Genomic DNA, 25,233 nt, shown 5'->3' with positions numbered 1-25,233 from the left:
AGTTAACTGAAGGGGTTTTTTAATACTTATAAATCAATTGGCTAGATAATGAAACCTGCTCTAAATCCCCATAATGAATATCACGCCCATATATATTTTGATAAGCCTACACTTAAAGTAGCCTCGGAACTTTATGTACAGATCGATGAGAAATTTGAGCTTCAACTAGGACGTCTTCACAAAAAACTCCTTGGCCCTCATACAAAGTGGATGTTTCAGGTTGCCTTCACAAAATCTGACTATGATGATTTCATAGCTTACTTAGAACTGCATAGAAAAGGTTTATCTGTCTTAATTCACCCTTTGTCGGGAAATAATCTTAAAGACCATAGTGAATTCGCCTCTTGGCTCGGAACACCCTTAAAACTAGAACTCGGAATTTTCAGAAATAATAAGGACTAAAAAATGGATCCCACAAAACGATCACATATCTCCATAGGTACAAATATTAAACTTGTTCTAAAAAAAGACCAAGCTAGTGGAAGAACCTGCGAAGGTGTCGTCAAAAACATCTTAACTAAATCTCCCACACATCCACATGGAATAAAAGTACGCACAGAAGCTGGCCTCGTCGGTAGGGTTAAAGAAATCCTAGACTAAAATCAAATAATCCACAAATAAAAAAATTAAATATTATATTTTAAGCAGCTCTTGAAGAAACACTTATAAAAATTGTGTTTTATTTCAATATTTTTTGTGAATATGTGTTAAAAATCATGTTTTGGCGACGTTTATATATATAAACACTAAGACAATGGAGATAATAATGAGCACCTTTCAAGAAAGATTTTTAACACTCAAAAAACTGTATTCAAAAAAACTCGTCTTTGCATACAATCAATAGAATCAAAAATTCTTTAAATTTAGAGTAAACATTTAACTCTAGAGTGTCCTCAACTTGGAACTAAATCCTAAACTAATTACTTGAGGATTATTTTACAGTTATTCATAAATAGTGATTATTTGGCCCACAGTCAAACACCTTGATAAAGCCACTGCCTCTATAGCTACCATTAATACCTGTCGCCAAACAGTAAAGCGCTTCTTTGGCCTCATCAAGCATCTTCAATCAGAAAATGGATTCAATGAGTAAAAAGATTAAGACATTACCCCCTTTGGATAATACACATAAATTCTACGAAAAATGATGAGCCACGCATTTTAAATTACAGTGCCAAAGATTATGGTCTTTTCATTAAAAAAACTTTATCTGAAAGCCCATAAACATATCCATGAAAACATATTTCCAAATTTTACTCGGCGCCCTACCCATTGCCCTACTCGCTTACATCTTCTTCTCTGCTCAAAATATTAAAGAAGGCAATGCCCTTTTGAGTTTGGCTAAAGATATTTCTAAAGAACATTTCACTATCATGTCTAAGAGTGAAAACTTTAATAAATTCGGCAAAGACATTATTAAAAATATTGAAGAAAATCTGAGCAGGACTTATGACGACAAAGCCCTCAAGTTCCTCATCAATACTGACGTCGACCAAAGTAATGATCAAGACATAATACTAATCACTCAAAGTCGCTTTCAGGTAGATCCTAGAAGCAAGGATGAAATTCACATTGCGATTCTCGCAAACGGCAAAATCAGCTCTCTAAGTCGTGAGCAATACAACAAACTCGATTTGACTAAATTCAAGTATAGTGATGAGCTTACCACTGAAAAATGAGGGGCCTATTAATCTTTAATAAGCTCGGCTGAACGCCAAAGCCACTCCATCGCTTCAGGTAAAATACACCCACCATGTAATCCACTGTGGCCCCCCGTGCCAAATACAAATTTATAATCGTATTTTGCATAGGCTAATGACTTGGCCATCTGTTGATTGGCAAGAGGCCAATTGCCATACTGATTATCAAGATCCTTGGCACCGCCTTGGAGGAAAATGCGAATTGGTTTAGTTTTTTCTTGACGAACCATTGCGGGATAGACATGACCCCCACGAATATTCGTATAACTCCCTATAAAACTAAGAACTTTACGGAAATAATCTGGTCTTTCCCATGCTACCGTCCAAGCACAAATGGCACCAGAACTTAGACCTGCAATAGCTCTTTGATTAGGGTCATCAGTTAATTTATATTGTTTCGCGACTCTTGGGATCAGCTCTTCAATTAGAAAACGTGCATACTCATCCCCCAAACTATCGTACTCCAAACTACGATTATCTGGTTTAGGTCTCCATCCTCGGTTCTCTGGGCTTTTCTGAGTGCACTTACAACTAGAATTCGAGATTAATTAACGAATTTCTGAAACCATGCTGGTCGCCTCTGCTCCAATACTTCTAGATAGGTCTTTTCATTATATGGAGTTCTCGTTTTCCAACAACTGTACATGATACGAATCCATTTGTACGCCAAAGCTCTAAGTATTGTGAAGTGAGGTATGTTTAGAGCTTTCTTATGATAATAAAATTCATGTGCCCATATTGATGACCTTATGGAATTATTGGCAAACTCAACAAAACTAAGTTGAGTGAACCTGTCGCATAAAAAACGTCTTCGGACAATATTCATTTTCCCACTCTGAATTGTCACAGGAGCTATTTCACTGATTTTAAGAGCCTCATTTACAGACTGAAATTTTTCTCGATCGTTTCCAAAGAAGGCCATAAGACGTGGTCCGATACTAGGACCTGCTCCTGGAAATGATTGGAATATTTCATGATCTTCATTTTCCCTATAAGCTTGCTCAATTTTTTCGTCATAAGCTTTAATAACCTTATTTAAACTCCGGATTCTGTGGCAGAATTGTTGTATCTCAAATATGTAGTAATCCACCTCATCTTCATCATTAACAACAATAACAGAAGCGCGTAATATTTGAACCCTCACTTTTGTTTTTGTATGGCTTGTACTGCGTTTGTTAAAGAATTTAGTAATGCCGATTTGATGAGCATTAATGATATCCTGCGGGCTTGGATATTTATCCAAAAAATCTAGAAACATGTCTGCATATAAATGATTCCCCACGACTTTGAGTGCATTTGGATAATAGATCTTCAACAATGCAGTGAGTTGATTAGTTAAACGAGTTCTATCATTTACTAAATCACGCCTTTTTGTATTCAGTCGCTTCAGTTTTCCTTTTGAAAAAGATTCGTCTACTCTTTTAACTTTATCAGGGTGTTTTAAGTATAGTTCAAGTAATGATTTGGTATCTGCTCGGTCACTTTTCGCGCCACTAAGATGGAATGTTTTAGCAAACTTCGAAGAAGTGGTCGGGTGAACTGTATAGACATCAAATTCACTAATGGATATCAATAAATTCATCAGTGCAGATTGGCAGCTTTCGATGACAACCGCGATGGGATCATTAACAGATTCAAGTATGAGTTCATTAAAGAATTTTTTGAGCGTAAGTAAATCACTACTGATAACTTTACATTCTTCTTCACAATCCCGAAGGATTCGTAGATCATGCTTTTGATCAGCCCAGTCAATCGCAATAATAACTGAGTATTCAGATGGCTTTTTAGTTCTTGTATAATACATTTTTACTCCTTAGGAATATATAGATTTAAAAGTCAGCGTGCGAAATTCCTATAGCATTCGTGGTGGAAGCTTTCTGAGTATTCGTCTTGCTGATAATCATTCCCGGTCGAAGTGCCCAGAAAGTCTTTCAAAGACAGGAGCGCCAATTCGTACCGAGAATAATTAAATTTATATGTTCCTTTTTTAATTCTAAAATTTCTCCCCCAGACCCCCTCATTATATTTATCTATTTAATTACTTGGACTACTATAGGAGTACATCACCTGTATAAGCAGGATCAACAAAAACACCTATGGTAATCGGTATCCTCTTTTGATGAATCAAATTATCCATCACGGTAGTAGCACGAAAATGTCCGCCTTTCTTTAAAAAAGCATGACCATCTTGAAAGACCATTAAAGCCGCTGCTTCACCTTTATACTGCGCAGGAATATAAATAGAATAACGTCTAATTGTATCAGGATATATTTTGCTATCCTCTAAAGTAAAATCAATGATTTTACCCTTAGGGACATTGGCTTGTTCATGAGAATCTTGACCATGAACATACTCTTCTCCAAAAACAAAGAGTGAGTATGAATAAAAGATTAATAAGAACAATAACCTCATACTTATAAGCTAAACTGAAGTAAGTTTCTTATAAATTTGATCCACAGGTAAATCAAATAGTCGCTCCATAAAGAGTGAGTACCACTCGCGAAGTTCTGCGTAATTGCGACTTTCGCAAACATCTTGATTCGTTCCGATTCCACCCACATGTATGAGTTTTAAATCGAGCTGCTGTTGGTCAATAATTGCCTTAGCTTGTTTCACGGCATCGAGTGCAGTTTGACGGATAATGCTACCCGAAAGTCCTCCACTAAATTCCTTAGTATAGAAATCAAAAACTTTATGATCGGCTTTATCGAGTTTGGGACGATAAAAATCATAATCTCTTTGCGTGTTTAATAAAACGACTCCAGCAACTTTCATTTCTGCGAATTTCGCAAGTACTTCATCAGCGTGATCTAAACTCCCCAATTTAATAAATATAGGAACCTCACCACTCGCGATATCCATAACGGCGGCAATACGATCGTACATAGCACTAGAATCATGCCCTTTCACGTTCGGGCAGGACTCATTGATTTCGATAAAATCAGCTACTGGCAATGATTTTTTAACGCAGTCTAAGACGCCCTGAAGTTTTTCTTGGCCTTCTTGTGCTGGATGGCCCATAATGCTGACGCCAATGGGAAAACCTTTCGGCTGTACTCGATCCTGAAAAGCTTTCATATTATCTACAGCCACATCAACACCCAAACTTGGCAGTCCAAGTGAATTCAATGCTGAATGACTATTGGGTAAAGGAGTCCAAGGGTTCTTCTCTTTGCCGAAGGCATTGAATAAATTACCTGTATGTGGTTTATCGAGCACGGTGCCCACGACGGCAAAACCCGCACCTAAATTATAATTAAAATCTAGAAGTGAGCCATCTTTATCCAAGCCTGCTGCATTGCCTAGGTCATTACGAAATTTAAGTCCACAAAGCTCTGTAGGATTAAAGTCACCTTTCACGGGCTCTATCTGTAATTGCGCTAAATCTTTAATAAATTGACTTCGCCCACTGGAGTAGACTTTCATAAAAAAACTGGGTGGCAATAACTTGGCTAAAGTCGGCCTAAGTTTATGCTCTATTTTTGCTAGACCAATCATTTGCTGAAAAACTCCTCAAACACACAAATCATTTTGGCATGATCTTTTGAACCGGCCATTTCTCGAATTGAATGCATCGATAACATTGGGTTGCCCACGTCCACAGTTTTGATCCCCAACTTACTTGCAACACTTGGACCTATAGTTGAACCACATGGACAGTCATTACGGGACACAAATTCTTGAACTGTAATGCCACTCTCCTGACAAAGCAGACTGAAGTACGCCGCAGTTTCAGAGTTGGTAGCGTAACGTTGATTGGCATTGTGTTTAATAACCGGTCCGTGATTAATCAGTGGGTAGTGATCCCTATCGTGGCGTTCTGAATAATTTGGATGCACCGCATGGGCCATGTCGGCTGAAAGCATGTAAGAACGACTTAAGGCGGCTAAATAAGCTTCGCGCTCACCTTTTAAGCTTAAACTAATGCGTTCGAGAATGGCTGGAAGAAAACTTGAGCAGGCTCCACGATCTGAAACTGAACCCACTTCTTCGTGATCAAATAAAGCTCCCATAGTCACAGCTGACCTCGGCTTAGAAGCAATTAAAGCCTCCAAAGAGGCGTGGCACATCGCCAAATTATCGAGACGTGGCGCATAAATAAACTCATCGTTTAAGCCACCGAAAGCCGATTTTTGCGAATCGTGCAAAAACAAATCAAATGCGGCTACTTCCATTGAAGTCGCTTCAATATTATTGTCATCCAAAATAATTTGGAGAAGGTCTTTATCTTTCTCTAAACCAAAAATGGGCGTCAAATGTTGCTGAGGATTAAGCTTCAGGGCTTCGCGATTATCATCTAAGTGAATGGCTAGCTGCGGTATACGAAATTGATATGAATCTAAAGAGACCAACTTTGTGGTCATTTCACCATTGATAATCAAAGTCAGGCGACCCGATAAATGCAAATCTCGATCGAGCCAAGAATTTTTCAAAAGACCGCCGTAGGTTTCGGCTCCCCATTGATAATAATTAGCAATACCATTGCTGGGGTTAGGCTTCATTTTAAAGCATGGGCTATCGGTGTGGGCTCCAACTATATGAAACTTAACTTCTTTGTGAATTTCTGGAATGCGAAAAGCGATAATGCTACCACCCGAGCGTTCAACGAAATAAGCGCCGCCTGCTTTCAAATCCCATTCTTGATCTTCATTGAGCGCAATGAAGCCAGATGATGTTAACTGCTCTTTAGCTTGTGCAACGGCATGAAAAGGACTTGGGCATGCATCGATAAATGTCAGCAATTTTTCAGCTTGTGGATCTCTCATTTTTGACCTCAGTAAATTTATTATTTGCACAAGTTAAACTAAACTGAGTATTTTACAAAATTTGTGTGAGTTTATCGAGCTTATTTATCCCTACAAGGAGCCAAGTGCTTCAGAAAGCTCACCACTCATTTTACCCTCTTCACGCCAGGGAACTTCTGCGTGGAAATCGACCTGACCAAAGCCTCCGTAAATTACTTGGATATTTTTTGCAAAACCCAAAATCTTCTGATCCTCAAAAGGCTGATCCGCAAAGGGTGAATCACGGAAATCAAGTAAAATCTTACGCTTGAGCTGAGTCATAACTTCCTCTTTTGAATCCTTCAAGAACTTTATGTACACGGGTCTCAAACTCTCTTCGGTGTTCAATTTTAAACGCACCTGAAAATCTTGCTCAGAAAAAAGTTTATCACAATAATATTTGCCCGAAGCACACTTTTGGAATTGATCATCTCCCGACTCTTGTTCAATATACTCAACTAGAGGCTCTTTTACTTGAGGTGAGTAAAAAACTTTGACTCCCAAAGAGAACGTTAAAAGTAAAATTGCGGTCTTCGCAATAAAGCTTGGAAGTACTTTAAAGCTTTGCTTAATACAATGAATGAAAGACCTAGTTTCTTTTTGTTCTTCTTGCTGACTTCGCAAATAAAGAAATAAAAACAAGGGCAAAACTCCATGGATAAGTCGAACACTCGTCTCCAATGACCACAAATGCCAATGAGACCATTCCCATGGTACAATGACTTGACTAACAATGCGTGACCCTGCCGTTACAAAACCCCAAAAAGCCATGTGGATTAAACTCACTTGTTCAAAAGCTTTAATGAAAATAATAATACCCAACATGATATCGATGATGCCAATCCCTTGCACAATTGCCGCAGCGATTTCAAAATCAATAAAAAAGGTTCCACTCAACATACGTACAAATTTCACAGATTGATAAGGCCAACCAGCGGCATATAAACCATGACCAATGAAGCATGCTGAAATTAAGACTCGCGTCGCTGAAACTTTGTACTGAGATAAGTTGAACTTACCCTGATCTTCAGTTGGTGAGGACTTATTTAAAAAAGCTAAAAAGATCAATGGGCTAAAGCCTTGCAAGACATACTCAAGTACAATCGGCAGTTCGTGATCCAGTGCTAAGTACTTCAAGAAAATATGCAAAGTTGTGAAATAAGCTAAAGCATGAAAAACTCTTTTCTGCCAAAAGCTCACCGCTCCGGCTTTGATGTAAAAACAAAGTCCTGCTGCAAAAATGAAATAAAGTCCTACACACTTCTCTAAGATACGCGCCAGAGCATCTGAAACATTGGCGTAATCTTGCCACGTCAAACCCCAGAGCTGAACGAATGGGCTCACAATCGCTTCACTCCAAAGCAAAGCTCTAATGGGGCTATCAAAAGTTAAGTAGAGCATACCTCGACTAAACAGGTAAGATGCCATACCTAACTTTAAGAGTAGGATTAATTTATTTTCATCTTTCGCCATAAGTTACTTCCTAGCTTTTACAACTTGTTCTGCTCCTCCCTTAGCCTGCCAAATATTCAGATGTTTTGGCATTGCAAACACCTCGTCACTTTCTTTCAAAGCAGTCACTTTATCTTGACCTTCAAATTTAATTGTGCGGATCACAATCTCTTTTTTACTCACATCTAGAAGGTCGAAGCTATTGAAGCTACCCATATCAATTGTCCATGATTTTCCATCATCAGCTTTCCTGACTGGCGCTCCCCAACAGCCTTCGCCAATTTTTACATAACCATCTTCTGCTGCAACAAAACCTTCATCATTACCCTCTTCTTGACTTGGTTTAACTGCAACTGTTCTTTTCACACAGTGTGTATCATTTTCACAAAGTATATCGAATTTGTTCACATAAAAAATATTTGCCCAAGCGTCATACAGGTGTTTACCTTCTTTTTTCTTTTTTGTATGAGGGCGCATGGGCTTGTGGTAAGAAGCTAAACGGTAGGTAGGCTTAGGCTTTTGCAATTCCTTTAATAAATATTCTCTCTGACCACCTTTAGCATCAATCTCTGAGTTTAACACAAAGAGAGAGAAGAGGTCACCACCCAATTGAAAATGATAATATGTCAAACGATTTTTAGTTCCATAAATCCCTTGGATATAGCCCTGTCTTTCATGGTTACCATGGGTTGGTACAATGGGGAACATACGCCCATCTTCCGCATAGGTAAGTTCCCAGTCCTTGAGCCAGTTTTGCCACTCTTCATCTTTCCCGCGGTTGGTCATGTCACCTCCAAAAGAAACAAATAGAGGGCGTAATTTAGCCACTAAACGGTTACCGTCTTGACGACCTTTGCGATTACTTCTGGAATCTCCACCTTGAATAAAACGAAAAGATTTCGGTTTATTTGGTGCGGTACGAAAATAATAACGCTCTGTTTGTCCTTCACTATCTTTAATCAAAAAGTAATAATTTGTATCGCTCTTCAAATTTGTTAAATTCAGGTAATGCGTATTCATACCTGCATATTCTTCTACTTTTTGAGCTTTTAAGGAATTCGCATAGGAACTCGCATCATCTTTATGATCAAAAAAGTCATAATGCAAAGTTGCATTTTCACCTGAGAGTTGGTGCCAAACGATGATGGCTTGCGAATCGGGCTTTTCTTCCCAAACAACTCGAATTTTATCAACGGCGGCAAAACTTACACTTTGGCATAGTGCGAATAATAACAATAACTTCTTCATAAAGACTTCCTATATTTACTTAATGTTTACAGGCTAATCGCATAGAATTCGCAATCATGTCACCCTTTTTTTAACTTTTTATCATTTTTTTTCAATTTTAACTGACAGGATCATTTTTATCCAACGAAAAACCATTAAGCTAATTAAAAATGAATCGGGTACTGATGAACAATAAACAACAAGACGACATCTTAAGACAAGCCTTTTCCTACAGGCAAATTTTGGTTTCTTATGCTTATACTCTAAGTTGCGATTGGAATTTTGCCCAAGATGCTTTTCAAGAGACGCTAATTGCCCTGCATCATAAAGTCGATGAATTAGATCCCGAAAGTCTTTTGCCATGGATGAAACGTGTCATTCGCAACAAAGCGGTTGATATCATTCGAAAACAGAGTCGCCAAAGTAAAATTCAAGAAAAAATGGCTGAACTCATTGATGAACACTATGATACCAAACTTGGAGGTGAATCAAAAGCTGATACACAAGCTGAACATAAAGCTCTCTATGGCTGCATGCAAAATTTACGTGGTGAAACACGTCAAGTCATTCTTGCTTTCTATCAAGAGAAGAAATCCTGCATCGAACTCGCCAAAGAACTTTCAAGAACTGAAAATGCTTTGCGTCTTCTCTTATCACGTACACGACAAACTTTGAGGAATTGTATCAAAAATAAACTTGAGGCTCAATCATGAAACAAGAAGAGTTATTTGATGCTTACCTTCGACAAGAATTAAGCGAATCACAAATGAGAGAACTCCTCAAGTCACTTGAGAGTGATCCCGAAATCAAAAAAGCTTTTTTTCTATATGTTGAAGAAACTTCCTCAATGATTCAATGTGCACATGACATGCAAACTGAACACCACCTTCCTGAGGTCTCGAAGTCAGAAACAACTGCCCCCTCACAGGAAGAGCAAACTAAAACGATTATCCCTTTTAATTTCAAGCTGATTAGCTCCATCGCCGCAGTAATTATTTGTGCCTTTTTGATTTTAAATACGCAAGACCTCAAATCGCCTCAACTCACTTACCGCATAACAGAAGCACAAGCAGAGAGCTTTAGTCTTGGATCAGTAGATAGTTTGGAAACTATCTCATTAAACACAAATGAATCACTTCGTTTAATTAATGATTCAGGTAGTCGACTACAACTCATCGGCCCTATGCAAGCCAAATTTATTAACGATAAAAAAATCCAACTCAATAGTGGCCGTATAAGCATTCACCTAAATAATAAAGACAAGGGTTTTATCCTCCAAAATCCCATAAAAGGTATTCGTGATATTGGCACTGCTTTTGGCGCTCATTTAAAAGATCAAAACCTCGAACTTCACGTCTTTGATGGTCTCGTTGAGTTCGGCACAAAAAACAAAATCCTTGTTAAGGAAAACGAATCATACAGCTATTCAGACAAGCAAGGTTTTAGTTCTATCCCCCACCTCAGTGAGCAAATATTCACTAGCGACAAAATCATCAACCCACTCCTACAATTTAAAGTATTGGCTGGCGAGGACTACTTCCTCAAACTCAATGAAAATACTTCTAGCCTGCAGGGCACTATCAATATCCTTAACTACAATCCACAAAACCAAAAACTCGTCCTCCAGATCTATGCTGATGATGAATTTATCCAAGGGGTTCAGTTCACGAATAAACAGAAAGAAATTCAAGTTAAATTAAGTGATTTAGATAAGGCTCGCATGCTCCGATTTCACATTAATGGTAGCAATAACGATATACCGACCCTCTATGCTCAAGTCAACTTTCTACAAAACGATATACTGCAACCTTTAAAAGCTAACCAAGTCTTAATCTCTGATAAAGCTCAGTGGCATTTTTATAAAGGAGAAGCTGCACCTCAAGAAGATTGGAAAACTGCAAGCCAAGCACCTATCAATTGGCAGAAATCTCGCGCTAGTTTCGGCTACTCTGACAAAGCCATAACTGAACTCAATGTGGATGATCATCCACTTCACCTGAGACATAAGTTTCAATTAAAACAGCTACCAAATAAAATGGCTAAGTTAATTATCTCTGCACGTGTTGATGATGGAGCTATCTTTCATCTCAATGGTGTTGAACTTCAGCGCATCTACCTTCACGATGGCCCCCTCGATCAAAGAAGCCGCGCTAACTTCAGAACTAAATCCGAAGCAAAATTTGTCACTTTCTCTCTTCCCATAGATAGCCTTAAACCAGGAGAGAACATTCTTTCTGCTTCGGTCTATCAATTCGAGAAAAAGAGTTCCGATATGTTCTTTAATGCACGCCTGCTACTTTTAGAATAAACCACCCTCACCATGGGGAACTAAACTTGGAAACCCAAGTAAATTACCTCAGGCTAAATTTATCGAGTTTGCGATAGAGTGCTTGGGGAGTAATACCGAGCAAACGCGCCGCGTGAGAATGATTACCTTGGGCAATGGCTCGCTTAACAAAGGTCTCTTCCATTTCTTTTAAATTCAATGAATCAAAACTGCTTTCTTGAATTGAGCTAGATGAATTCTTTAAGCCTGAAGTTAAATTCAAATCATTAAGCTGAATCTCATCTTCCATGGCAAAAATTGTCGCGCGCTCCAGGATATTGCGAAGTTCGCGAATATTCCCTTTAAAAGAGTAGGTTTCTAAGGCTTTGGCAGCTGCTTGACTCAAACTTAAGCTCCTATGACTGCGCTGAGAGAACTCTTGTAAAAAACGTTCCGCTAACGGAATTATATCGTCGCGACGCTCGCGCAGTGCCGGAATGGGGATTTTAGCAATATTGACACGGAAGTAGAGGTCTTCGCGGAATTCCCCTGCCTCAACTAAAGCTCCAAGATCACGGTTGGATGCAACCAAAATTCTAGTTTCACCCAGTTTAATTTCTTGATCTCCACCCACACGGCGAAAAACACGATCTTCTAATACACGTAGTAGCTTAACTTGCGCATTGAGAGGCATCTCTGAAATCTCGTCGAGAAATACTGTACCACCCTTACCTAGTTCAAAGACTCCCAAACGGCGACTGTCAGCTCCAGTAAAAGCACCTTTTTCGTGGCCAAAGAGTTCCGATTCAATCAATTTCTCTGGTATTGCACCACAGTTGATCGCGACGAATGTTTTTTCATCCTCACAACTGAGTTTGTGAATATGACGTGCTGCCACTTCTTTCCCCGCTCCCGTTTCGCCGTGTAACCACACTGAGGTTTGGGGGATTTTGCTAACGCGGCGCATCATTTCCAACATATTTTGTGAGGCTGGTGAATCACCAAAAAAACCAAAATCTTCATGTTGATTCAGTTTTAAACGTTGCTTGAGTTGAGCATTTTCTTTTTTAAGATCATTAAAGCGTTTAGTGCGTTTAAGTGATTCCACCACTTCACGAGCATGGAGCGGTTTGCGGAAATAATCAAAGGCACCGTTTTTCAAAGCCTCGATAGCTAGAGTTTCATTTGAGTGCCCCGTAATAATCAAAACTTCAGTATCATCGCCATACGCTTTCTTTAATTCCTTTAAAAAAGTCATGCCATCCATTTGCGGCATGCGCACATCACTAATCACCACACCTGCTGGCTTTTTCTTAAGTTCTACCAAGGCGTCAATGGGATTACAGGCACAACGCACGATCACTCCTAGCGAGCTTAAGTACATCGTCAAACTATCGCGAATCGCTTCATCATCGTCGACAATAAAGACTTCTAAATCCTTTAATTCATGCTTACTCATGCTTACCTCGTTTAAATAAAATCTTAAAAACTGTTCCCTTATCATTTGAGCGCATCAACGTCAACTTAGCTCCAAAATCCTTCAAAATGCCATGACAAATAGGCAATCCTAAGCCCGTGCCTTGCCCTGGCTCTTTAGAGGTAAAAAAGGGCTCAAATATTTTTGTTTGAATCTCTTGCGGTATGCCTGCGCCATTATCTTCAATAAGAACTTCTATGACTTCACCATGGATTTTACTCCCTACTGAGATTGCGCCATATTTTCGACCCGTTTCAGCAATACTATCTCGTGCATTGATAATCAGATTGATAAAGACTTGTTCCAATCGATGTGCATCACCACAAACAAGTTGCTTATCGTCAACTTTTATATCAACTTCCACCCCACTGCTCTGCAGTTGCTGTCCAATGAGGCTAAGAGCTCGATCTAAAGTTTTGCGGAGATCGCAAAGCTCATCAAAACTCTCTTTTTTCTCCGCTGAAAATTCACGCATATGCTGAATAATGTCTGCCGCACGGTCTACGAGACCCACCACTTTATTCATGGTTTGTTGCATAAATTCCTTGGTCAACTCCTGCTCACTATCCAAGTGATCATTAATCATATCGGCATAAACCCGGATGCCTGAGAGCGGTTGATTTAATTCGTGGGCAATGCCCCCTGCCATACTTGCCAAAGCTGAAAGTCTTTGATTAAAAAGTGTCTGAACATCGAGTTCGTTACCTAACTTTTGCATATGTTCTTCTAGGAGCTTTTGCTCGGAAATATTACGAATAAAAACTACTGCGAGTTCACGGTGTCCGAGCTTTAAAGGTGCGTACTGCAAGAATAAATCGAGTTCACTACCCTTGGAATCATAAGCTTTGACTTCGGAATAAGAATTCGAGTGATTGGTATTGCTACTTAAACTCACAAATGAATTAAAATCTATGCCTTTTGAAGCCATGGGACAAATATCTAAAATTCGTGACGCTGCGGAATTAATTTTTTCAATTTTTTGATTTTCATCTAAGAGGACAAGGCCATCTACCGAGCTATTAAAAATGGCACTGAGCTGCGTTTCACTTTGGTGCAAGTCATTAAGAGCTTGCTTAAGATTGGTAATTTCGTGGCGAATCGCCATGAAACGATAAATTTTTCCAGACTCATCCTTAAAAGGTACAATCGTCGTGTCCACCCAATAGGTGTCGCCATTTTTCTTGCGATTACACACTTCACCTTTCCATACTCCACCTTCTTTGATAGTGCGCCATAGAGAGGCAAAAAACTCTTTACTATGATACCCTGAACGAATGAGGTGATGAGTTTTTCCGATGAGTTCTTCACGACTATATCCGGAGACCTCGCAAAAGCGACGGTTCACATCGACAATAACCCCCTCTGGATCAGTGTAGGCAACTATCGTACTGGCATTCAGTGCCTGAGATAGATTCTCCAGTAATTTTGTTTTATCTTCCAATTTCATCTTCAGTTTAGTGTTCGCAACAGCTGGCAACTTTACCAGTTTCTTGTTCTAAATGTGGACTCACATAGGGAATCCCCAAATCCATTCCACGTAAAATCAATAAACTTCCCGTCATTAACACTGCTAAAGGGATAGTCATCGCTCTCACTCGTCGGTTTGCAATCAATCTTCCCGCCCCTGCACTCATCATCAAAACTGGAATGTTACCTAAACCAAAGGCGATCATCATTAAGGCTCCATGCCAAACAGAATCAGCCGCTAAACTGGCGCCTAAAGCAACATAAACCACTCCACAAGGTAAAAGTCCATTCAGTATGCCCAAAGCATAGTTTCCGCCCAAAGTCTGACTGCTCATGAGCTTAGAAAAACTTTGACGTAATTTGGCCGACCACGGGCTCTGCGGAAGTTTCGCACTGACTCGGCGTTTGATTTTTACGGGTGCAAAATAAATCATTAAAATAACGATCCCCGTGATTAAAGAAATTTTTCCTTGGTAAGTACCAAAACTAATCATTTGTGAGCTCAGCGCCACCAACAATCCAAGAATAGCGTAAGTCGTCAAACGTCCCAATTGTAATGCCGTAAAGTGGCTAAGGACAAACTTATTACCATTAGAAAACTTAGCACACATCAAGGGACCGCACATACCCGCACAATGCAGGCTTACCGCCAAACCGAGAATGAATGAAGTGAGAATAGTTGACATCATTTACTCCACAAAAAAATCTTTGCGCATGCGATAGTTCTTATCTCCATCAGACCACAAAACTTCAACTTTCCATTTGCCCGCTGCGAAATCCTGTAAGGATAAACTGTGTTCTCCGCTAATCTCAATTTCTTTATCAGATGCACTATCCGAAGGACGTGAAAAAATCATTTTCCCACTTGTGATTTTTGCTGCCGTGAACTGAACTTTCTTATTCTTATAATCGACTTTGAATTCAGCGGGTTTTGACAATTGATTGGCATTTGCGTACTCCGCTAAAATGGCATTGGATTGAATATCCTTCTGGTAATAGTTGGCTTCCACATGCTCAGGAGTTTTCCCCGAAGTCATGGCAACTAAACTAAGGATATAGCTCATAAAACTCAATAAGGCGACAATAGGAAAATACTTCCACATAGAACTTTTCTTTTTCTCTGTCATTTTATTTCTCCTTTAAAAACCTGGGGTAGAGGTAATTACTTTCTTTGCTTTCTAATAATTCATTTCCTTGGAAAATACCGATTTTAACGCGAATCATCTTGCCTATTCCCTGACCTTTTTCCGCGCTTTCCATGATGCGATTCACATCCTTAATTTCTTTGGGGCCCAAAGTAATTTTTCCATTGGGAATAAAGTTCATCGCATCGTTTTCAAGAACGCGTAACTCCAATTGGAGTTCTTCATTGGTACGATTAACGAGCTTGATTAAAAAGAGGTTTCGCGATTTATCTCCCTCCACAATAGGAATAGAGCCATGAGGTCGCACAAAGGTCGCATCCACTGGACTTTTACCAAATAACATCACAATAATGACCACAGTTAAACCCAATAATAAAAAGCTATAGGATTTTACTCGACTGGTCAATTCAAATTTTCCGCCCTTCTCGATCTTGTTGATTGAACTATGATGAATCAATCCTTTGGGCTTGTTGTTGGCTTCCATCACATTGTCACAAGCATCTATACAGGCCGTACAATTGACGCATTCGAGTTGCGGAAAACCATTGCGTATATCTATCCCCGTTGGGCAGACTTGCACACATAAGTTGCAATCAACACAATCACCAAATTTCTCTTCAGGCTTTTCTTTGCGAGTACGATTCGACGCACGTCCCTCTCCTCGCTTGTAATCATAGGCTACCGCTTGAGAATGATCATCCAAAAGAACTGACTGCAAACGTGCATACGGGCATAAGTAAATACAGAACTGTTCGCGGAACCAAGTAAAATGAAAAAAGAAAATTAAACTGAAGCCAATAACACCCCAAAACAAGCTCAAATTTGAACTCGGCCCAGAGCGAATCAAATCAATCAACTGATCACTACCAACTATGTAAGCCAAAAATAAATTGGCTATGAAAATTGAAATGGCATAAAAGATTGCGAGCTTCGCAATGCGTTTAAGTAAACGCTTGCCCTTCATCGGCATTTGAGCCGCCTTGCGTTGCACTTTCGCACTGCCCTCTATGAAGTATTCAACTTTGCGAAACACCATTTCTAGAAATACGGTCTGAGGACAAGCCCAACCACAAAACACGCGACCATAAATGGCGGTCACTAAAGCAATCGCAATAAAAAGTGCAATCATCATTAAGGCGAAAATGGGAAAGTCACGAGTTACAAAACCCGAACCAAAAATCACAAATTCACTATCAAAAATATTGAACATGAATAAAGGGCGACCATTAATTTTGATAAAGGGCACCGCCACCATGATAATGATTTGAATAAGACTCAGGTAGCTACGCCAATTATACAGCTTACCCTTGGGTTTCCTAGGATACAGCCATATGCGTTTCCCCCGCTTATCAGCAGTGGAAAGACTTTCGCGAAAGTTATCTGAGTCATTGTTCATTTTATTTGCCTTTCTCTCCTTGTGGCTCTTTACCAGGGAGGTTTTTGCCTTTCATTGCTTCGACATATAAAGAGACGCCTTTGATCTGATTTGGGCTCAATTTATCCGCCCATTGTGGCATACCTTTATCCGCGACACCGACTTCAATGATTTTGGTAATCGCTTCAAGACTACTACCGTGAATCGAGTAATCATCAGTCAAATTCGGCCCAACCATGCCCTGTCCCTGCGGACCGTGGCATATGGCACAATTTGTCGTAAACAAAGCTTCACCCTGACTCAAGAGTTGCGTCGCCTGCTCTTCGGGCGATAAAGCATCAAAATTTGCCAAACGCTCCAGCTGTGCTTTATCGGCATTTTTGAGCTCACGCTGATAGGCCTGCTCCATTAGATTACCAACTGTAAAAATGTGGTAATGCAAAACGTAAACAGCACCCAAAATCATGGTGAAGACCATGGTCGCAATCCACCAAGTCGGTAAATCATTATCTAACTCGCGAATCCCGTCGTAGTCATGATCCATGAGTTTGTCGTCGTCGACATGTTTATCATCTTCGGGGATATTACTCATTTTTTATTCTCCTCGTCTAAAGCTTTTGCCGCCATTTCACTTGCGAAATCCTCCGTTAGAAAAAATGCTCTAATGGTTGAGACCGTGAAGGCAAACATAAAAGTTATTATCGAGACAATTCCAAAGATTGCCATACCACTTTGAGTCGCTAAAAATTCTTTAATCATTTCGCTTCTCCTTCGTTTTTCTGTTCGGCAAGTTCTTTACCTTCTTGCTCAGGATTGTAATCCATACCTAGTCGTTGGAGATAGGCAATTAGGGCAATTACTTCGGCATCTTTATCAATTTCCACCCCGTTATCACGTAGGTCTTTTTGAATACCTTCGGCCTGTATCATCGCATCGGCATAAGCCTGCTTATCATAATCTTTGCCATAGGGAACACCGAGCTTAGTCAAAGTCTTAATCCCACGCTCCATAAAGCCTTGATCAACTTTATCATCTTTCATGAAGGCATAAGCCGGCATAATAGAGGTTGGCGAAGTACTACGCGGATTCATCAAGTGCTCATAATGCCACGCATTAGATAAATTGCGTTTACCCACACGAGCCAAATCTGGACCGATTCGTTTGGAGCCCCACTGGAAAGGACGATCGTAGATGAACTCACCAGAGCGTGAGAAATCACCATAACGCTCTGTTTCAGCACGGAAGGGGCGAATCATTTGTGAGTGACAAGTATAACAACCCTCGCGAACGTAAATGTCGCGACCATACTGCTCTAGTGCCGTGTAGGGTTTAACACTATCAATCTTTTTCACATTGCTCGAAACCATGTACATGGGAACAATTTCAAAAAGGCCACCAATGAGTACCGCCACAAGTGTGAGCGCAGAGAAGAGAACTGTTTTTCCTTCTAACCAACGGTGAGAATAAATGAGCCCTTTGAGTTTCTTTTCTTCTTTGTGTTCTTTTTCGACCACTTGGAAAGACTCGTCTTCCACTTTGGCGCCAGCCGCAGTTTTAAAGAGGTTCCAAGCCATGATAATTGCCCCAACTAAGTAGAGTAAACCACCAAGCGCACGCAATTTGTACATGGGGATAATTTTATCCACGGTTTCAACAAAGTTACCATAAGTGAGCGTGCCATTATCATTGAATTGCTGCCACATGATTCCCTGTGTCACACCTGCCCAGTAAAGTGGGATGGCATAAAGAACGATACCAATAAGACCAATCCAGAAATGCAAGTTTGCTAATTTGAGTGAATAGAGTTCACGCTTGTAAAGTTTGGGGATAATCCAATAAAGGATACCAAAAGTTAAATAACCATTCCAGCCTAGGCCACCAACGTGTACGTGAGCCACAGTCCAGTCAGTATAGTGTGTGAGTGAATTTAATGAACGTAAGGAGAGTAATGGACCTTCAAAGGTGGCCATACCATAAGCAGTGATCGCTACCACCATAAACTTGAGTACGGGTTCTGTTCTGACTTTATCCCAAGCTCCGCGCAGAGTAAGTAAACCATTGAGCATACCACCCCAAGATGGAGCAATTAGCATGAGAGAGAAAACTACCCCTAAAGTCTGACACCAGTCAGGAAGCGAAGTATGGAGTAAGTGGTGAGGGCCCGCCCAAATGTAAATAAAGATTAAGGACCAGAAGTGAATAATTGATAAACGGTAAGAGAAAACAGGACGATTCGAAGCCTTGGGAATAAAGTAATACATCAAGCCCAAGTAAGGCGTCGTCAAAAAGAAAGCTACCGCATTATGTCCGTACCACCACTGAATCAAGGCGTCTTGCACCCCTGCATACATGGAGTAGGATTTAAAAAAGTCTGCCGGTAAAGCCATGGAGTTAACGACATGTAAGAGTGCTACCGTAATAAAAGTGGCTAAATAGAACCAAATGGCCACGTACATGTGACTCTCGCGACGCTTAATAATTGTCATGATCATATTCACGCCAAAAACGACCCAGATCAAAGTGATGGCAATATCTATCGGCCACTCGAGTTCAGCATACTCTTTTGCAGAGGATAAGCCCAAAGGCAAGGTAACAGCGGCGGCAACAATAATCGCCTGCCAACCCCAAAAGTGGATCTTACTCAACTTATCACAAAACATCCGGCGGCGACAAAGTCGTTGCAAGGAATAATAAACGCCCATAAAAATACCATTGCCCACAAAAGCAAAGATAACCGCGTTGGTGTGTAAGGGACGAATACGTCCAAATGATAATTCCTTGGCTGGATCACTGATTTGCGGATGAAATAATTCCGCCGCAATAATCACTCCAACCAACATACCGACAATTCCCCAGAGAATTGTAGCCCATGCAAAGTTACGAACGATTTTATCGTCATAACTTTCTGTCTTGCTGATTTCACTCATTTAAGAGTCTCCTTTTTTTCTTTTATTTCTTCAAACAAAATTCTTTGTGCGGGGGTTTCCACATCATCAAATTGCCCACTTCGCAAAGCCCAATAAAAAGCCACTAAGCCCACAAAGGCCAAGAGGATTGCCAGTGGCACCATTAAGTAAATAACGCTCATTTTTCATTTCCTTTTTTCAAATAAATCTTGGCCCCAAGACTCGTTCCTAGGGCACTAATAAATAAAATTGTCAGAGAAGATAAAGGCATCAAAATAGCGGAAGTCAGGGGACTCAAATGCCCTGTGACCGCGAAGGCCAAACCCGTAAAATTGTAGAGTAATGAGAAGACGAAACTCAAACGGATCAATTTCATCACCCACTGCATGTAATTCTGAATACGCCCCAAATTCTGCATCTGATCACCGTGCATAATAACGTCAGAAGCCGGCGTGAAACTTTGACTATTCTCGGCAATGGCCACTCCAACATCGGCCTCTTTTAAAGCACCCGAATCATTCAGGCCATCGCCAAACATCACCACTGATTTATGGTATTTTTTCATCTCGCGAATTTTCTCGAGTTTGTCATGTGGTTTTTGTTGGAAAAATATTTCGCTTCCTTCCGGCATTTCCCTTTGCAGATAATCACGATCGCGATCTTGGTCGCCCGATAGCACACAGCATTTTTCTTTGAGAGACCGCAGGGCACTCTGCCAATTTTTGCGCCAGGCACTGCGAATATCAAAGTCGGCTATCACTCGCTCATTTTTCATGAGGCAGGTGTAAGCTCCATGTGCCTTGATTTGGTAGTGATTTCTGCAAATCTGTGCTTCGATTCCCTGCCCCACTATTTCGCTAAAATCGCAAAGTTCATGATCAGATTTATAAGTCTCATATTCTTCTTGGAGCGCTAAGGATTTTGGGTGTCCGGATTGAGAGCTAAGCAAAAAGAGTGCTTGCTTATCCACTTCACTCATTTCATCTTTAATCACTTTTACACTGAGTAAATCACTGCGGCTCAATGTTCCCGTCTTATCAAAAACAAAGCTATCGGCCTGAGCCATTTTTTCGATGACGTTCGCATTCTTAATAAAAAAGCCGCGCTTGCCTAAGAAGCGCAAACTAAAACCAAAGGCCAAGGGGATTGATAGTGCTAAGGCACAAGGACAAGCGACAATGAGTACAGCTACAAAAACTTCTAAGCCACGATGTAAATCCGTCGTCATCCCCCAATATAATGCAGCTGCTATCGCTAAAACTGGAACGACAAAAGTAAAAGCCACACCTGCTTTTTGAGAGATCTCTGCTTCACCCAATATTTTTTCGTCACGAAAAGTTTCATCATTCCAAAGTGAGGCCAAATAAGAACTATCGACTGCTGATTGAGCCTTGATTTCCAAGAGGCCATATTTCTGCCTTCCTCCCGCAAAGGCTTTCTCCCCTGCCACAAGTCTCACGGGTTCACTCTCTCCTGTGACAAATGAGTAATCCATTCCAGCCTCCCCTTTGATCACTTCTCCGTCCACTGGCAACAATTCACCTGAACGAATCAGCAGTGTGTCACCCGCTTTCACTTCTTGCACAGGACGTAGTTTCGCCTCGCTACCTTGAAGAACGCGAACTGACAAGGGAAAAAAGGATTTAAAATCCCTTTCAAAGGAAAGTCGTTTATAGGAGACTTTTTGGAAGAAACGCCCCAGTAATAAAAAGAAGACAAAACCTCCAAGTGAATCCGCATAACCCTCTCCACTTTGCGAGAGCACATCAAAAGCTGTCTGAGAAAATAAAACGCCTATACCAACAGCTATGGGCAGATCTAAAGAAATTTTGCGTGAATTGAGAAAACGAGGAATGGCTTTCCAAAAATCTACCGAACAATAAGTCACTAAAGGTAAGCATAAAAATAAATTGAGGTAAGCAAATAAGCGCGCAAAAGAATCGTCTAACTGCAAGCCAAAATAAGCCGGAAAGCTCATCATCATTATGTTGCCACAGCAAAAGCCCGCCATCGCAATTTTTCCCAAATCTTTGCGGACTTCGCTTTTTTCTTCCTTGCCCTCGTCCTCCAAATTAAGTTTGGGCTCATATCCAAGGCGCTGCAATAAACTCGCCACTTCACTCAACCTGACCTCGCGCGGATCATAGTTAATCAAAATTTCTTGTTTAGCAAAGTTGACTCGACTTGAACGAATTCCCTCTTGTAGATGCGCTAATTTTTCCAAAAGCCAAACGCAGGAAATACAATGAATGCTCGGTATACGAAAACGGATACGCACACAGTCCTCCGATTCAAACAAAGCCAAACTACTCACGATATCATTTAGATAGTCGAATTCGCCATCTTCAGAAGGGCGTACGCCCACCACACCTTCACTCATTTCATAGAACTGATTGAGTCCATTATTAGAGAGGATAAGGTAGACATTTAAGCAACCATTGCAACAAAATAAGTCACTTTCATGTGACCAGGTATCCTCGCAAACTTTTTCACCACAATGGCGACAAAATAAGTCTTCAGAAATACTTGGAATCCAACTTTCGGCTCTTGTTTGCACTTAATGATTTTCTTTTATTATTATTAAAACATGCCCATTGAGAGAATATGGGATGCCAAAAGTCCGAAAATGGAAAACAAAACCATCATTATTAGTGATTTACAACTATTTAACAAATAGTTGCCACTATTGGATATATCCGAAATCGGACACCATCCGATTATGATTCCGTTATCGGAAAAAAAGAAACCACAAAAAGAAACCCCTCTATCCATAAATTAATGAAAATAAACAACTTAAAGTTTTTGTTTGTTTTTTGTGCACAAGCTTTTCTCTAATCTCTTCCAAGTAAACACACGATAAATACAAACACACTAAGGAGATCCATCTTATGAATAAACTTGCAGGCACACTAAGTTTAGCATTTCTAACAAGTCTTTTTGCAGGAAGCGCGGTAGCGGCGGAAACGAAAGCCGACTCTATGTCCGCACCAATTTCGCCCGTAACTGACCCTGTCAATTTTGAGTCACCCTATCACACCACTGAAATTAGAATGATTTATCTTCATCAAAATTTCCACGATAAAATCGACACTAACTTAGGAAAACTCAAACTCGGTGGTGAAGCCCAATTATTTGCAATCCAAGCACGCTACGCCATTAATGATCGCCTCTCAGTCATTGCCACCAAGGATGGTTATGCAAAATACAATTTCGATAATACTCTTGAAGATCAAGAAGGTTTTGCCAACATCGCACTCGGTGTGAAATACACTGTTTATCATGACAAAGATTCAGATTTTATCGTCACTACTGGTTTCCGCATCGAAATCCCTACTGGTGATGACGACATCTATCAAGGTGAAGGCGATGGCATTGCTAACCCATTTATCTCAATCGGTAAACAATGGAACAACTTCCACTTCATGGCCTACGAAGGCTTGCGCCTCCCTTTCGACACTGATGCCAACTCAACTTTTAATGATATGAGTCTCCACGTCGATTATAAAATCGGTAATTTCTACCCGCTCATTGAAGCCCATTGGCGCCACGTTATTGCCGATGGCGATGGCGGTGAATTCAACGCAGAACTCGAAGGTGGCGCCGAAGCCCCTGTGAATGTTATTAACGATAATATGAGTGGTGTCGATCTTCTCAACCTAGGGACTTCCGATACCCAAGGCAATAACTATACCAATATGGCCTTTGGTTTCCGTTACAAATTCACCGAAGCACTCACCATGGGTGCTGCCTATGAAACGAGAATTGGTAAAAGCGATGACAGCATGTTTGACGATCGTTATACCTTCGACTTCATCTACTCATTCTGAGGAAAGTTAAATGATTCAGCAAGAGACCGTAGCTAGCCACAGCGAGTTCAACTCGCAAGAACTTCAACTTCTAAGTAAGCCCGTACCTAGGTACACCTCCTACCCCCCCGTGCCTGTTTGGAATAAAGAAGTCTCTCAAGAAGCCATAGCTACTTCTCTTTCTTCTCTATCTCAGAGCGGAGATTTCTCCGCTCTTTATATCCATATTCCCTTCTGCCAAAAGCTATGTTGGTACTGTGGATGCAATACGCAAGTCAAAAAGAGTACAAGTGCCGCCGACCCCTACTTGAGTGCTCTCATCAAAGAAATGGCACTCATCGCGAAAAATGGTCGCATCAAAATAAACGAAATTCACTTTGGTGGTGGAACACCTAATTTTTTATCTGCTCAGCAATTCCATACTTTGTTCTGTGCCATCGAAAAATATTTCGGTGTTTCAAGAGAAGCAAAAATCTCCATCGAAGCTGACCCCCGCACACTAACTCAATTACATTTAGAAACATATGCCATCAATAATATTAAACGCCTTAGTTTTGGAGTTCAGGACTTCAATCTCGATGTCCAAAAAGCTATCAATCGTATTCAACCTTATGAGATGATTAAAACTCATACTGAGTATGCTCGTCAACTTGGCTTTACTTCCATTAATTTCGATCTCATTGTTGGTCTCCCGAAACAAAGCGTCGATAGTTTTTCCGAAACAATTGATCTCGCACTCAGCCTCAAACCAGAACGCTTTGCTCTCTTCAACTTTGCTTATATGCCTGAGCAACGTAAGCATATGAGCTTGATTAAAAAAGAAGATCTCCCCGATTCAGAAACCAAGATGGCCTGCACTCAGCTAGCTAGACAAAAATTTCTCGAAGCTGGCTACGTAGAAATTGGTCTCGATCACTTTGCCCTCCCCAACGATGAACTTGCGGTTGCCGCAAAGAAAAAACAGCTCCACCGCAACTTCATGGGTTTTACCGTCAATCAGAGTCTCAATATCATTGGCATAGGTTCTAGCTCCATTAGCGAGAGCCAAGATTACTTTTGGCAAAATTCACGTGAACTCAATAGCTACCTCAAAGCTACACTCGAAGATCGACTCCCTCTAAGTGGCGGGCATCACAAGAGTGCCGAAGACCAAGAGCGTGCCTGGATCATTCAATCCCTCATGTGCAACTTACAACTCGATACTAAAGAATTTGAAGAACAGTTTTCTTGTGATCCACGTATCAAATTTGCGGACTCCTACAAGATATTGCAAAGCGATATTCCTCACTACCTCTACGCAGGGGCAAATCCCAAGTCACGAGTGCTAGAAATCCATTCCGAATTCAAGCTATTTTCCCGACTCATTGCAGCTTGTTTTGACTCTCGCAGTACTCAAGCCAACCCCATGTCCACGAGTCTTTAACTTTTATCCACATGAAAAATGGTAGGGCGGCAAATTTTATTTGTCGCCCTATTGTTTTCCAAACTTCCAATTCAAGCTCATTTTCTTCAATAAGTCTCTCTACAACATCATCCGCGGTGGCAGCCGCAAGCTGCTGTTAAGCACCCCATGCTTCCCAAACAAAACCTCACGCCTCTCATTGGGATCCCAGGCGTATCACCTGCC

23 protein-coding genes and 1 pseudogene are annotated in these 25,233 nt (G+C 40.6%); 7 read left to right on the top strand and 17 right to left on the bottom strand.

Annotated elements, in window-relative coordinates; translation table 11 throughout:
• Positions 1–48 precede the first annotated feature (48 nt).
• From PQO01_RS07600 to PQO01_RS07590, 3 genes are all read left to right on the top strand, one after another.
• The gene (locus tag PQO01_RS07600; protein WP_274313425.1) at positions 49–402 is read left to right on the top strand and encodes a DOPA 4,5-dioxygenase family protein; all 354 of its coding nucleotides are present in this window, start codon (positions 49–51) and stop codon (positions 400–402) included.
• Positions 403–405: 3 nt separating this feature from the next.
• The gene (locus PQO01_RS07595) at positions 406–600 is read left to right on the top strand and encodes a YwbE family protein (protein ID WP_274313424.1); all 195 of its coding nucleotides are present in this window, start codon (positions 406–408) and stop codon (positions 598–600) included.
• A 632-nt stretch (positions 601–1,232) separates the two neighbouring features.
• The gene (locus tag PQO01_RS07590) at positions 1,233–1,679 is read left to right on the top strand and encodes a globin family protein (RefSeq protein WP_274313423.1); all 447 of its coding nucleotides are present in this window, start codon (positions 1,233–1,235) and stop codon (positions 1,677–1,679) included.
• An 8-nt stretch (positions 1,680–1,687) separates the two neighbouring features.
• Here the strand turns inward: PQO01_RS07590 and PQO01_RS07585 are convergent.
• From PQO01_RS07585 to PQO01_RS07555, 7 genes and pseudogenes are all read right to left on the bottom strand, one after another.
• Positions 1,688–2,209: pseudogene (locus PQO01_RS07585) on the bottom strand (alpha/beta hydrolase); the annotation flags it as partial.
• Positions 2,210–2,244: 35 nt separating this feature from the next.
• Positions 2,245–3,504, bottom strand: coding sequence for an IS110 family transposase (locus PQO01_RS07580; protein WP_274313421.1), 1,260 nt, complete (start codon positions 3,502–3,504; stop codon positions 2,245–2,247).
• A gap of 246 nt (positions 3,505–3,750) precedes the next feature.
• On the bottom strand, positions 3,751–4,104 hold the full coding sequence (locus PQO01_RS07575) for an alpha/beta hydrolase (protein WP_274313420.1): 354 nt from the start codon (positions 4,102–4,104) through the stop codon (positions 3,751–3,753).
• 18 nt (positions 4,105–4,122) lie between these two features.
• Positions 4,123–5,199, bottom strand: a complete 1,077-nt coding sequence (locus PQO01_RS07570; RefSeq protein WP_274313419.1) for a beta/alpha barrel domain-containing protein — start codon at positions 5,197–5,199, stop codon at positions 4,123–4,125.
• Positions 5,196–6,467, bottom strand: a complete 1,272-nt coding sequence (locus tag PQO01_RS07565) for a M18 family aminopeptidase (protein ID WP_274313418.1) — start codon at positions 6,465–6,467, stop codon at positions 5,196–5,198. Before PQO01_RS07565 ends, PQO01_RS07570 begins: the two co-directional genes overlap by 4 nt.
• A gap of 90 nt (positions 6,468–6,557) precedes the next feature.
• Entirely contained in the window at positions 6,558–7,958 is a 1,401-nt protein-coding gene (locus PQO01_RS07560; RefSeq protein ID WP_274313417.1) for a hypothetical protein, read from the bottom strand.
• Positions 7,959–7,961: 3 nt separating this feature from the next.
• Complete coding sequence (locus PQO01_RS07555; protein WP_274313416.1) at positions 7,962–9,185, bottom strand: purple acid phosphatase family protein; 1,224 nt, start codon at positions 9,183–9,185, stop codon at positions 7,962–7,964.
• 164 nt (positions 9,186–9,349) lie between these two features.
• Between PQO01_RS07555 and PQO01_RS07550 the strand changes: the two genes are divergently transcribed.
• Both PQO01_RS07550 and PQO01_RS07545 read left to right on the top strand, forming a co-directional pair.
• Positions 9,350–9,877, top strand: a complete 528-nt coding sequence (locus tag PQO01_RS07550) for an RNA polymerase sigma factor (protein ID WP_274313415.1) — start codon at positions 9,350–9,352, stop codon at positions 9,875–9,877.
• Positions 9,874–11,472, top strand: a complete 1,599-nt coding sequence (locus tag PQO01_RS07545; protein ID WP_274313414.1) for a FecR family protein — start codon at positions 9,874–9,876, stop codon at positions 11,470–11,472. The genes PQO01_RS07550 and PQO01_RS07545 overlap by 4 nt, the downstream gene beginning before the upstream one ends.
• Before the next feature lie 43 nt (positions 11,473–11,515).
• On the opposite strand, the gene PQO01_RS07540 is transcribed toward PQO01_RS07545, so the two are convergent.
• From PQO01_RS07540 to PQO01_RS07495, 10 genes are read right to left on the bottom strand one after another with little or no spacing between them, the layout of a single operon-like run.
• Positions 11,516–12,889: a sigma-54-dependent transcriptional regulator gene (locus PQO01_RS07540; RefSeq protein ID WP_274313413.1), complete on the bottom strand. Its 1,374-nt coding sequence runs from the start codon at positions 12,887–12,889 to the stop codon at positions 11,516–11,518.
• Complete coding sequence (locus PQO01_RS07535) at positions 12,882–14,348, bottom strand: PAS domain-containing sensor histidine kinase (protein WP_274313412.1); 1,467 nt, start codon at positions 14,346–14,348, stop codon at positions 12,882–12,884. Before PQO01_RS07535 ends, PQO01_RS07540 begins: the two co-directional genes overlap by 8 nt.
• Before the next feature lie 13 nt (positions 14,349–14,361).
• Complete coding sequence (locus PQO01_RS07530; protein ID WP_274313411.1) at positions 14,362–15,060, bottom strand: sulfite exporter TauE/SafE family protein; 699 nt, start codon at positions 15,058–15,060, stop codon at positions 14,362–14,364.
• A 3-nt stretch (positions 15,061–15,063) separates the two neighbouring features.
• The gene (locus PQO01_RS07525) at positions 15,064–15,501 is read right to left on the bottom strand and encodes a FixH family protein (protein ID WP_274313410.1); all 438 of its coding nucleotides are present in this window, start codon (positions 15,499–15,501) and stop codon (positions 15,064–15,066) included.
• A gap of 1 nt (position 15,502) precedes the next feature.
• Positions 15,503–16,915, bottom strand: a complete 1,413-nt coding sequence (gene ccoG / locus PQO01_RS07520) for a cytochrome c oxidase accessory protein CcoG (RefSeq protein WP_274313409.1) — start codon at positions 16,913–16,915, stop codon at positions 15,503–15,505.
• Between the two features lies 1 nt (position 16,916).
• A complete protein-coding gene (locus PQO01_RS07515; protein ID WP_274313408.1) occupies positions 16,917–17,486 on the bottom strand; it encodes a cbb3-type cytochrome c oxidase N-terminal domain-containing protein in 570 nt (189 codons plus the stop codon).
• Positions 17,483–17,653, bottom strand: a complete 171-nt coding sequence (locus tag PQO01_RS07510) for a hypothetical protein (protein ID WP_274313407.1) — start codon at positions 17,651–17,653, stop codon at positions 17,483–17,485. The genes PQO01_RS07515 and PQO01_RS07510 overlap by 4 nt, the downstream gene beginning before the upstream one ends.
• Positions 17,650–19,821, bottom strand: coding sequence for a cytochrome-c oxidase, cbb3-type subunit I (gene ccoN / locus PQO01_RS07505; protein WP_274313406.1), 2,172 nt, complete (start codon positions 19,819–19,821; stop codon positions 17,650–17,652). The genes PQO01_RS07510 and ccoN overlap by 4 nt, the downstream gene beginning before the upstream one ends.
• A complete protein-coding gene (gene ccoS, locus PQO01_RS07500; RefSeq protein ID WP_274313405.1) occupies positions 19,818–19,982 on the bottom strand; it encodes a cbb3-type cytochrome oxidase assembly protein CcoS in 165 nt (54 codons plus the stop codon). Before ccoS ends, ccoN begins: the two co-directional genes overlap by 4 nt.
• Positions 19,979–22,357, bottom strand: coding sequence for a heavy metal translocating P-type ATPase (locus PQO01_RS07495; RefSeq protein WP_274313404.1), 2,379 nt, complete (start codon positions 22,355–22,357; stop codon positions 19,979–19,981). The genes ccoS and PQO01_RS07495 overlap by 4 nt, the downstream gene beginning before the upstream one ends.
• 331 nt (positions 22,358–22,688) lie before the next feature.
• Between PQO01_RS07495 and PQO01_RS07490 the strand changes: the two genes are divergently transcribed.
• Both PQO01_RS07490 and hemN read left to right on the top strand, forming a co-directional pair.
• Entirely contained in the window at positions 22,689–23,627 is a 939-nt protein-coding gene (locus PQO01_RS07490) for a hypothetical protein (protein WP_274313403.1), read from the top strand.
• A 10-nt stretch (positions 23,628–23,637) separates the two neighbouring features.
• Complete coding sequence (gene hemN, locus PQO01_RS07485) at positions 23,638–25,029, top strand: oxygen-independent coproporphyrinogen III oxidase (RefSeq protein WP_274313402.1); 1,392 nt, start codon at positions 23,638–23,640, stop codon at positions 25,027–25,029.
• The last annotated feature ends 204 nt before the right edge of the window (positions 25,030–25,233 follow it).

Source organism: Lentisphaera marina (genome assembly GCF_028745505.1).
GTDB lineage: Bacteria > Verrucomicrobiota > Lentisphaeria > Lentisphaerales > Lentisphaeraceae > Lentisphaera > Lentisphaera marina.
Note: the sequence above shows the minus strand (reverse complement) of the source record. Positions and strands in the feature narration are given on the sequence as shown.

What these genes read in the sequence shown, in the direction of transcription:
- PQO01_RS07600 (WP_274313425.1), top strand. Translation starts at nt 49, where the DNA reads ATGAAACCTGCTCTAAATCCCCATAATGAATATCACGCCCATATATAT.
- PQO01_RS07595 (WP_274313424.1), top strand. Translation starts at nt 406, where the DNA reads ATGGATCCCACAAAACGATCACATATCTCCATAGGTACAAATATTAAA.
- PQO01_RS07590 (WP_274313423.1), top strand. Translation starts at nt 1,233, where the DNA reads ATGAAAACATATTTCCAAATTTTACTCGGCGCCCTACCCATTGCCCTA.
- PQO01_RS07580 (WP_274313421.1), bottom strand. Translation starts at nt 3,504, where the DNA reads ATGTATTATACAAGAACTAAAAAGCCATCTGAATACTCAGTTATTATT.
- PQO01_RS07570 (WP_274313419.1), bottom strand. Translation starts at nt 5,199, where the DNA reads ATGATTGGTCTAGCAAAAATAGAGCATAAACTTAGGCCGACTTTAGCC.
- PQO01_RS07565 (WP_274313418.1), bottom strand. Translation starts at nt 6,467, where the DNA reads ATGAGAGATCCACAAGCTGAAAAATTGCTGACATTTATCGATGCATGC.
- PQO01_RS07560 (WP_274313417.1), bottom strand. Translation starts at nt 7,958, where the DNA reads ATGGCGAAAGATGAAAATAAATTAATCCTACTCTTAAAGTTAGGTATG.
- PQO01_RS07555 (WP_274313416.1), bottom strand. Translation starts at nt 9,185, where the DNA reads ATGAAGAAGTTATTGTTATTATTCGCACTATGCCAAAGTGTAAGTTTT.
- PQO01_RS07550 (WP_274313415.1), top strand. Translation starts at nt 9,350, where the DNA reads ATGAACAATAAACAACAAGACGACATCTTAAGACAAGCCTTTTCCTAC.
- PQO01_RS07545 (WP_274313414.1), top strand. Translation starts at nt 9,874, where the DNA reads ATGAAACAAGAAGAGTTATTTGATGCTTACCTTCGACAAGAATTAAGC.
- PQO01_RS07540 (WP_274313413.1), bottom strand. Translation starts at nt 12,889, where the DNA reads ATGAGTAAGCATGAATTAAAGGATTTAGAAGTCTTTATTGTCGACGAT.
- PQO01_RS07530 (WP_274313411.1), bottom strand. Translation starts at nt 15,060, where the DNA reads ATGTCAACTATTCTCACTTCATTCATTCTCGGTTTGGCGGTAAGCCTG.
- PQO01_RS07525 (WP_274313410.1), bottom strand. Translation starts at nt 15,501, where the DNA reads ATGACAGAGAAAAAGAAAAGTTCTATGTGGAAGTATTTTCCTATTGTC.
- ccoG (WP_274313409.1), bottom strand. Translation starts at nt 16,915, where the DNA reads ATGAACAATGACTCAGATAACTTTCGCGAAAGTCTTTCCACTGCTGAT.
- PQO01_RS07515 (WP_274313408.1), bottom strand. Translation starts at nt 17,486, where the DNA reads ATGAGTAATATCCCCGAAGATGATAAACATGTCGACGACGACAAACTC.
- PQO01_RS07510 (WP_274313407.1), bottom strand. Translation starts at nt 17,653, where the DNA reads ATGATTAAAGAATTTTTAGCGACTCAAAGTGGTATGGCAATCTTTGGA.
- ccoN (WP_274313406.1), bottom strand. Translation starts at nt 19,821, where the DNA reads ATGAGTGAAATCAGCAAGACAGAAAGTTATGACGATAAAATCGTTCGT.
- ccoS (WP_274313405.1), bottom strand. Translation starts at nt 19,982, where the DNA reads ATGAGCGTTATTTACTTAATGGTGCCACTGGCAATCCTCTTGGCCTTT.
- PQO01_RS07490 (WP_274313403.1), top strand. Translation starts at nt 22,689, where the DNA reads ATGAATAAACTTGCAGGCACACTAAGTTTAGCATTTCTAACAAGTCTT.
- hemN (WP_274313402.1), top strand. Translation starts at nt 23,638, where the DNA reads ATGATTCAGCAAGAGACCGTAGCTAGCCACAGCGAGTTCAACTCGCAA.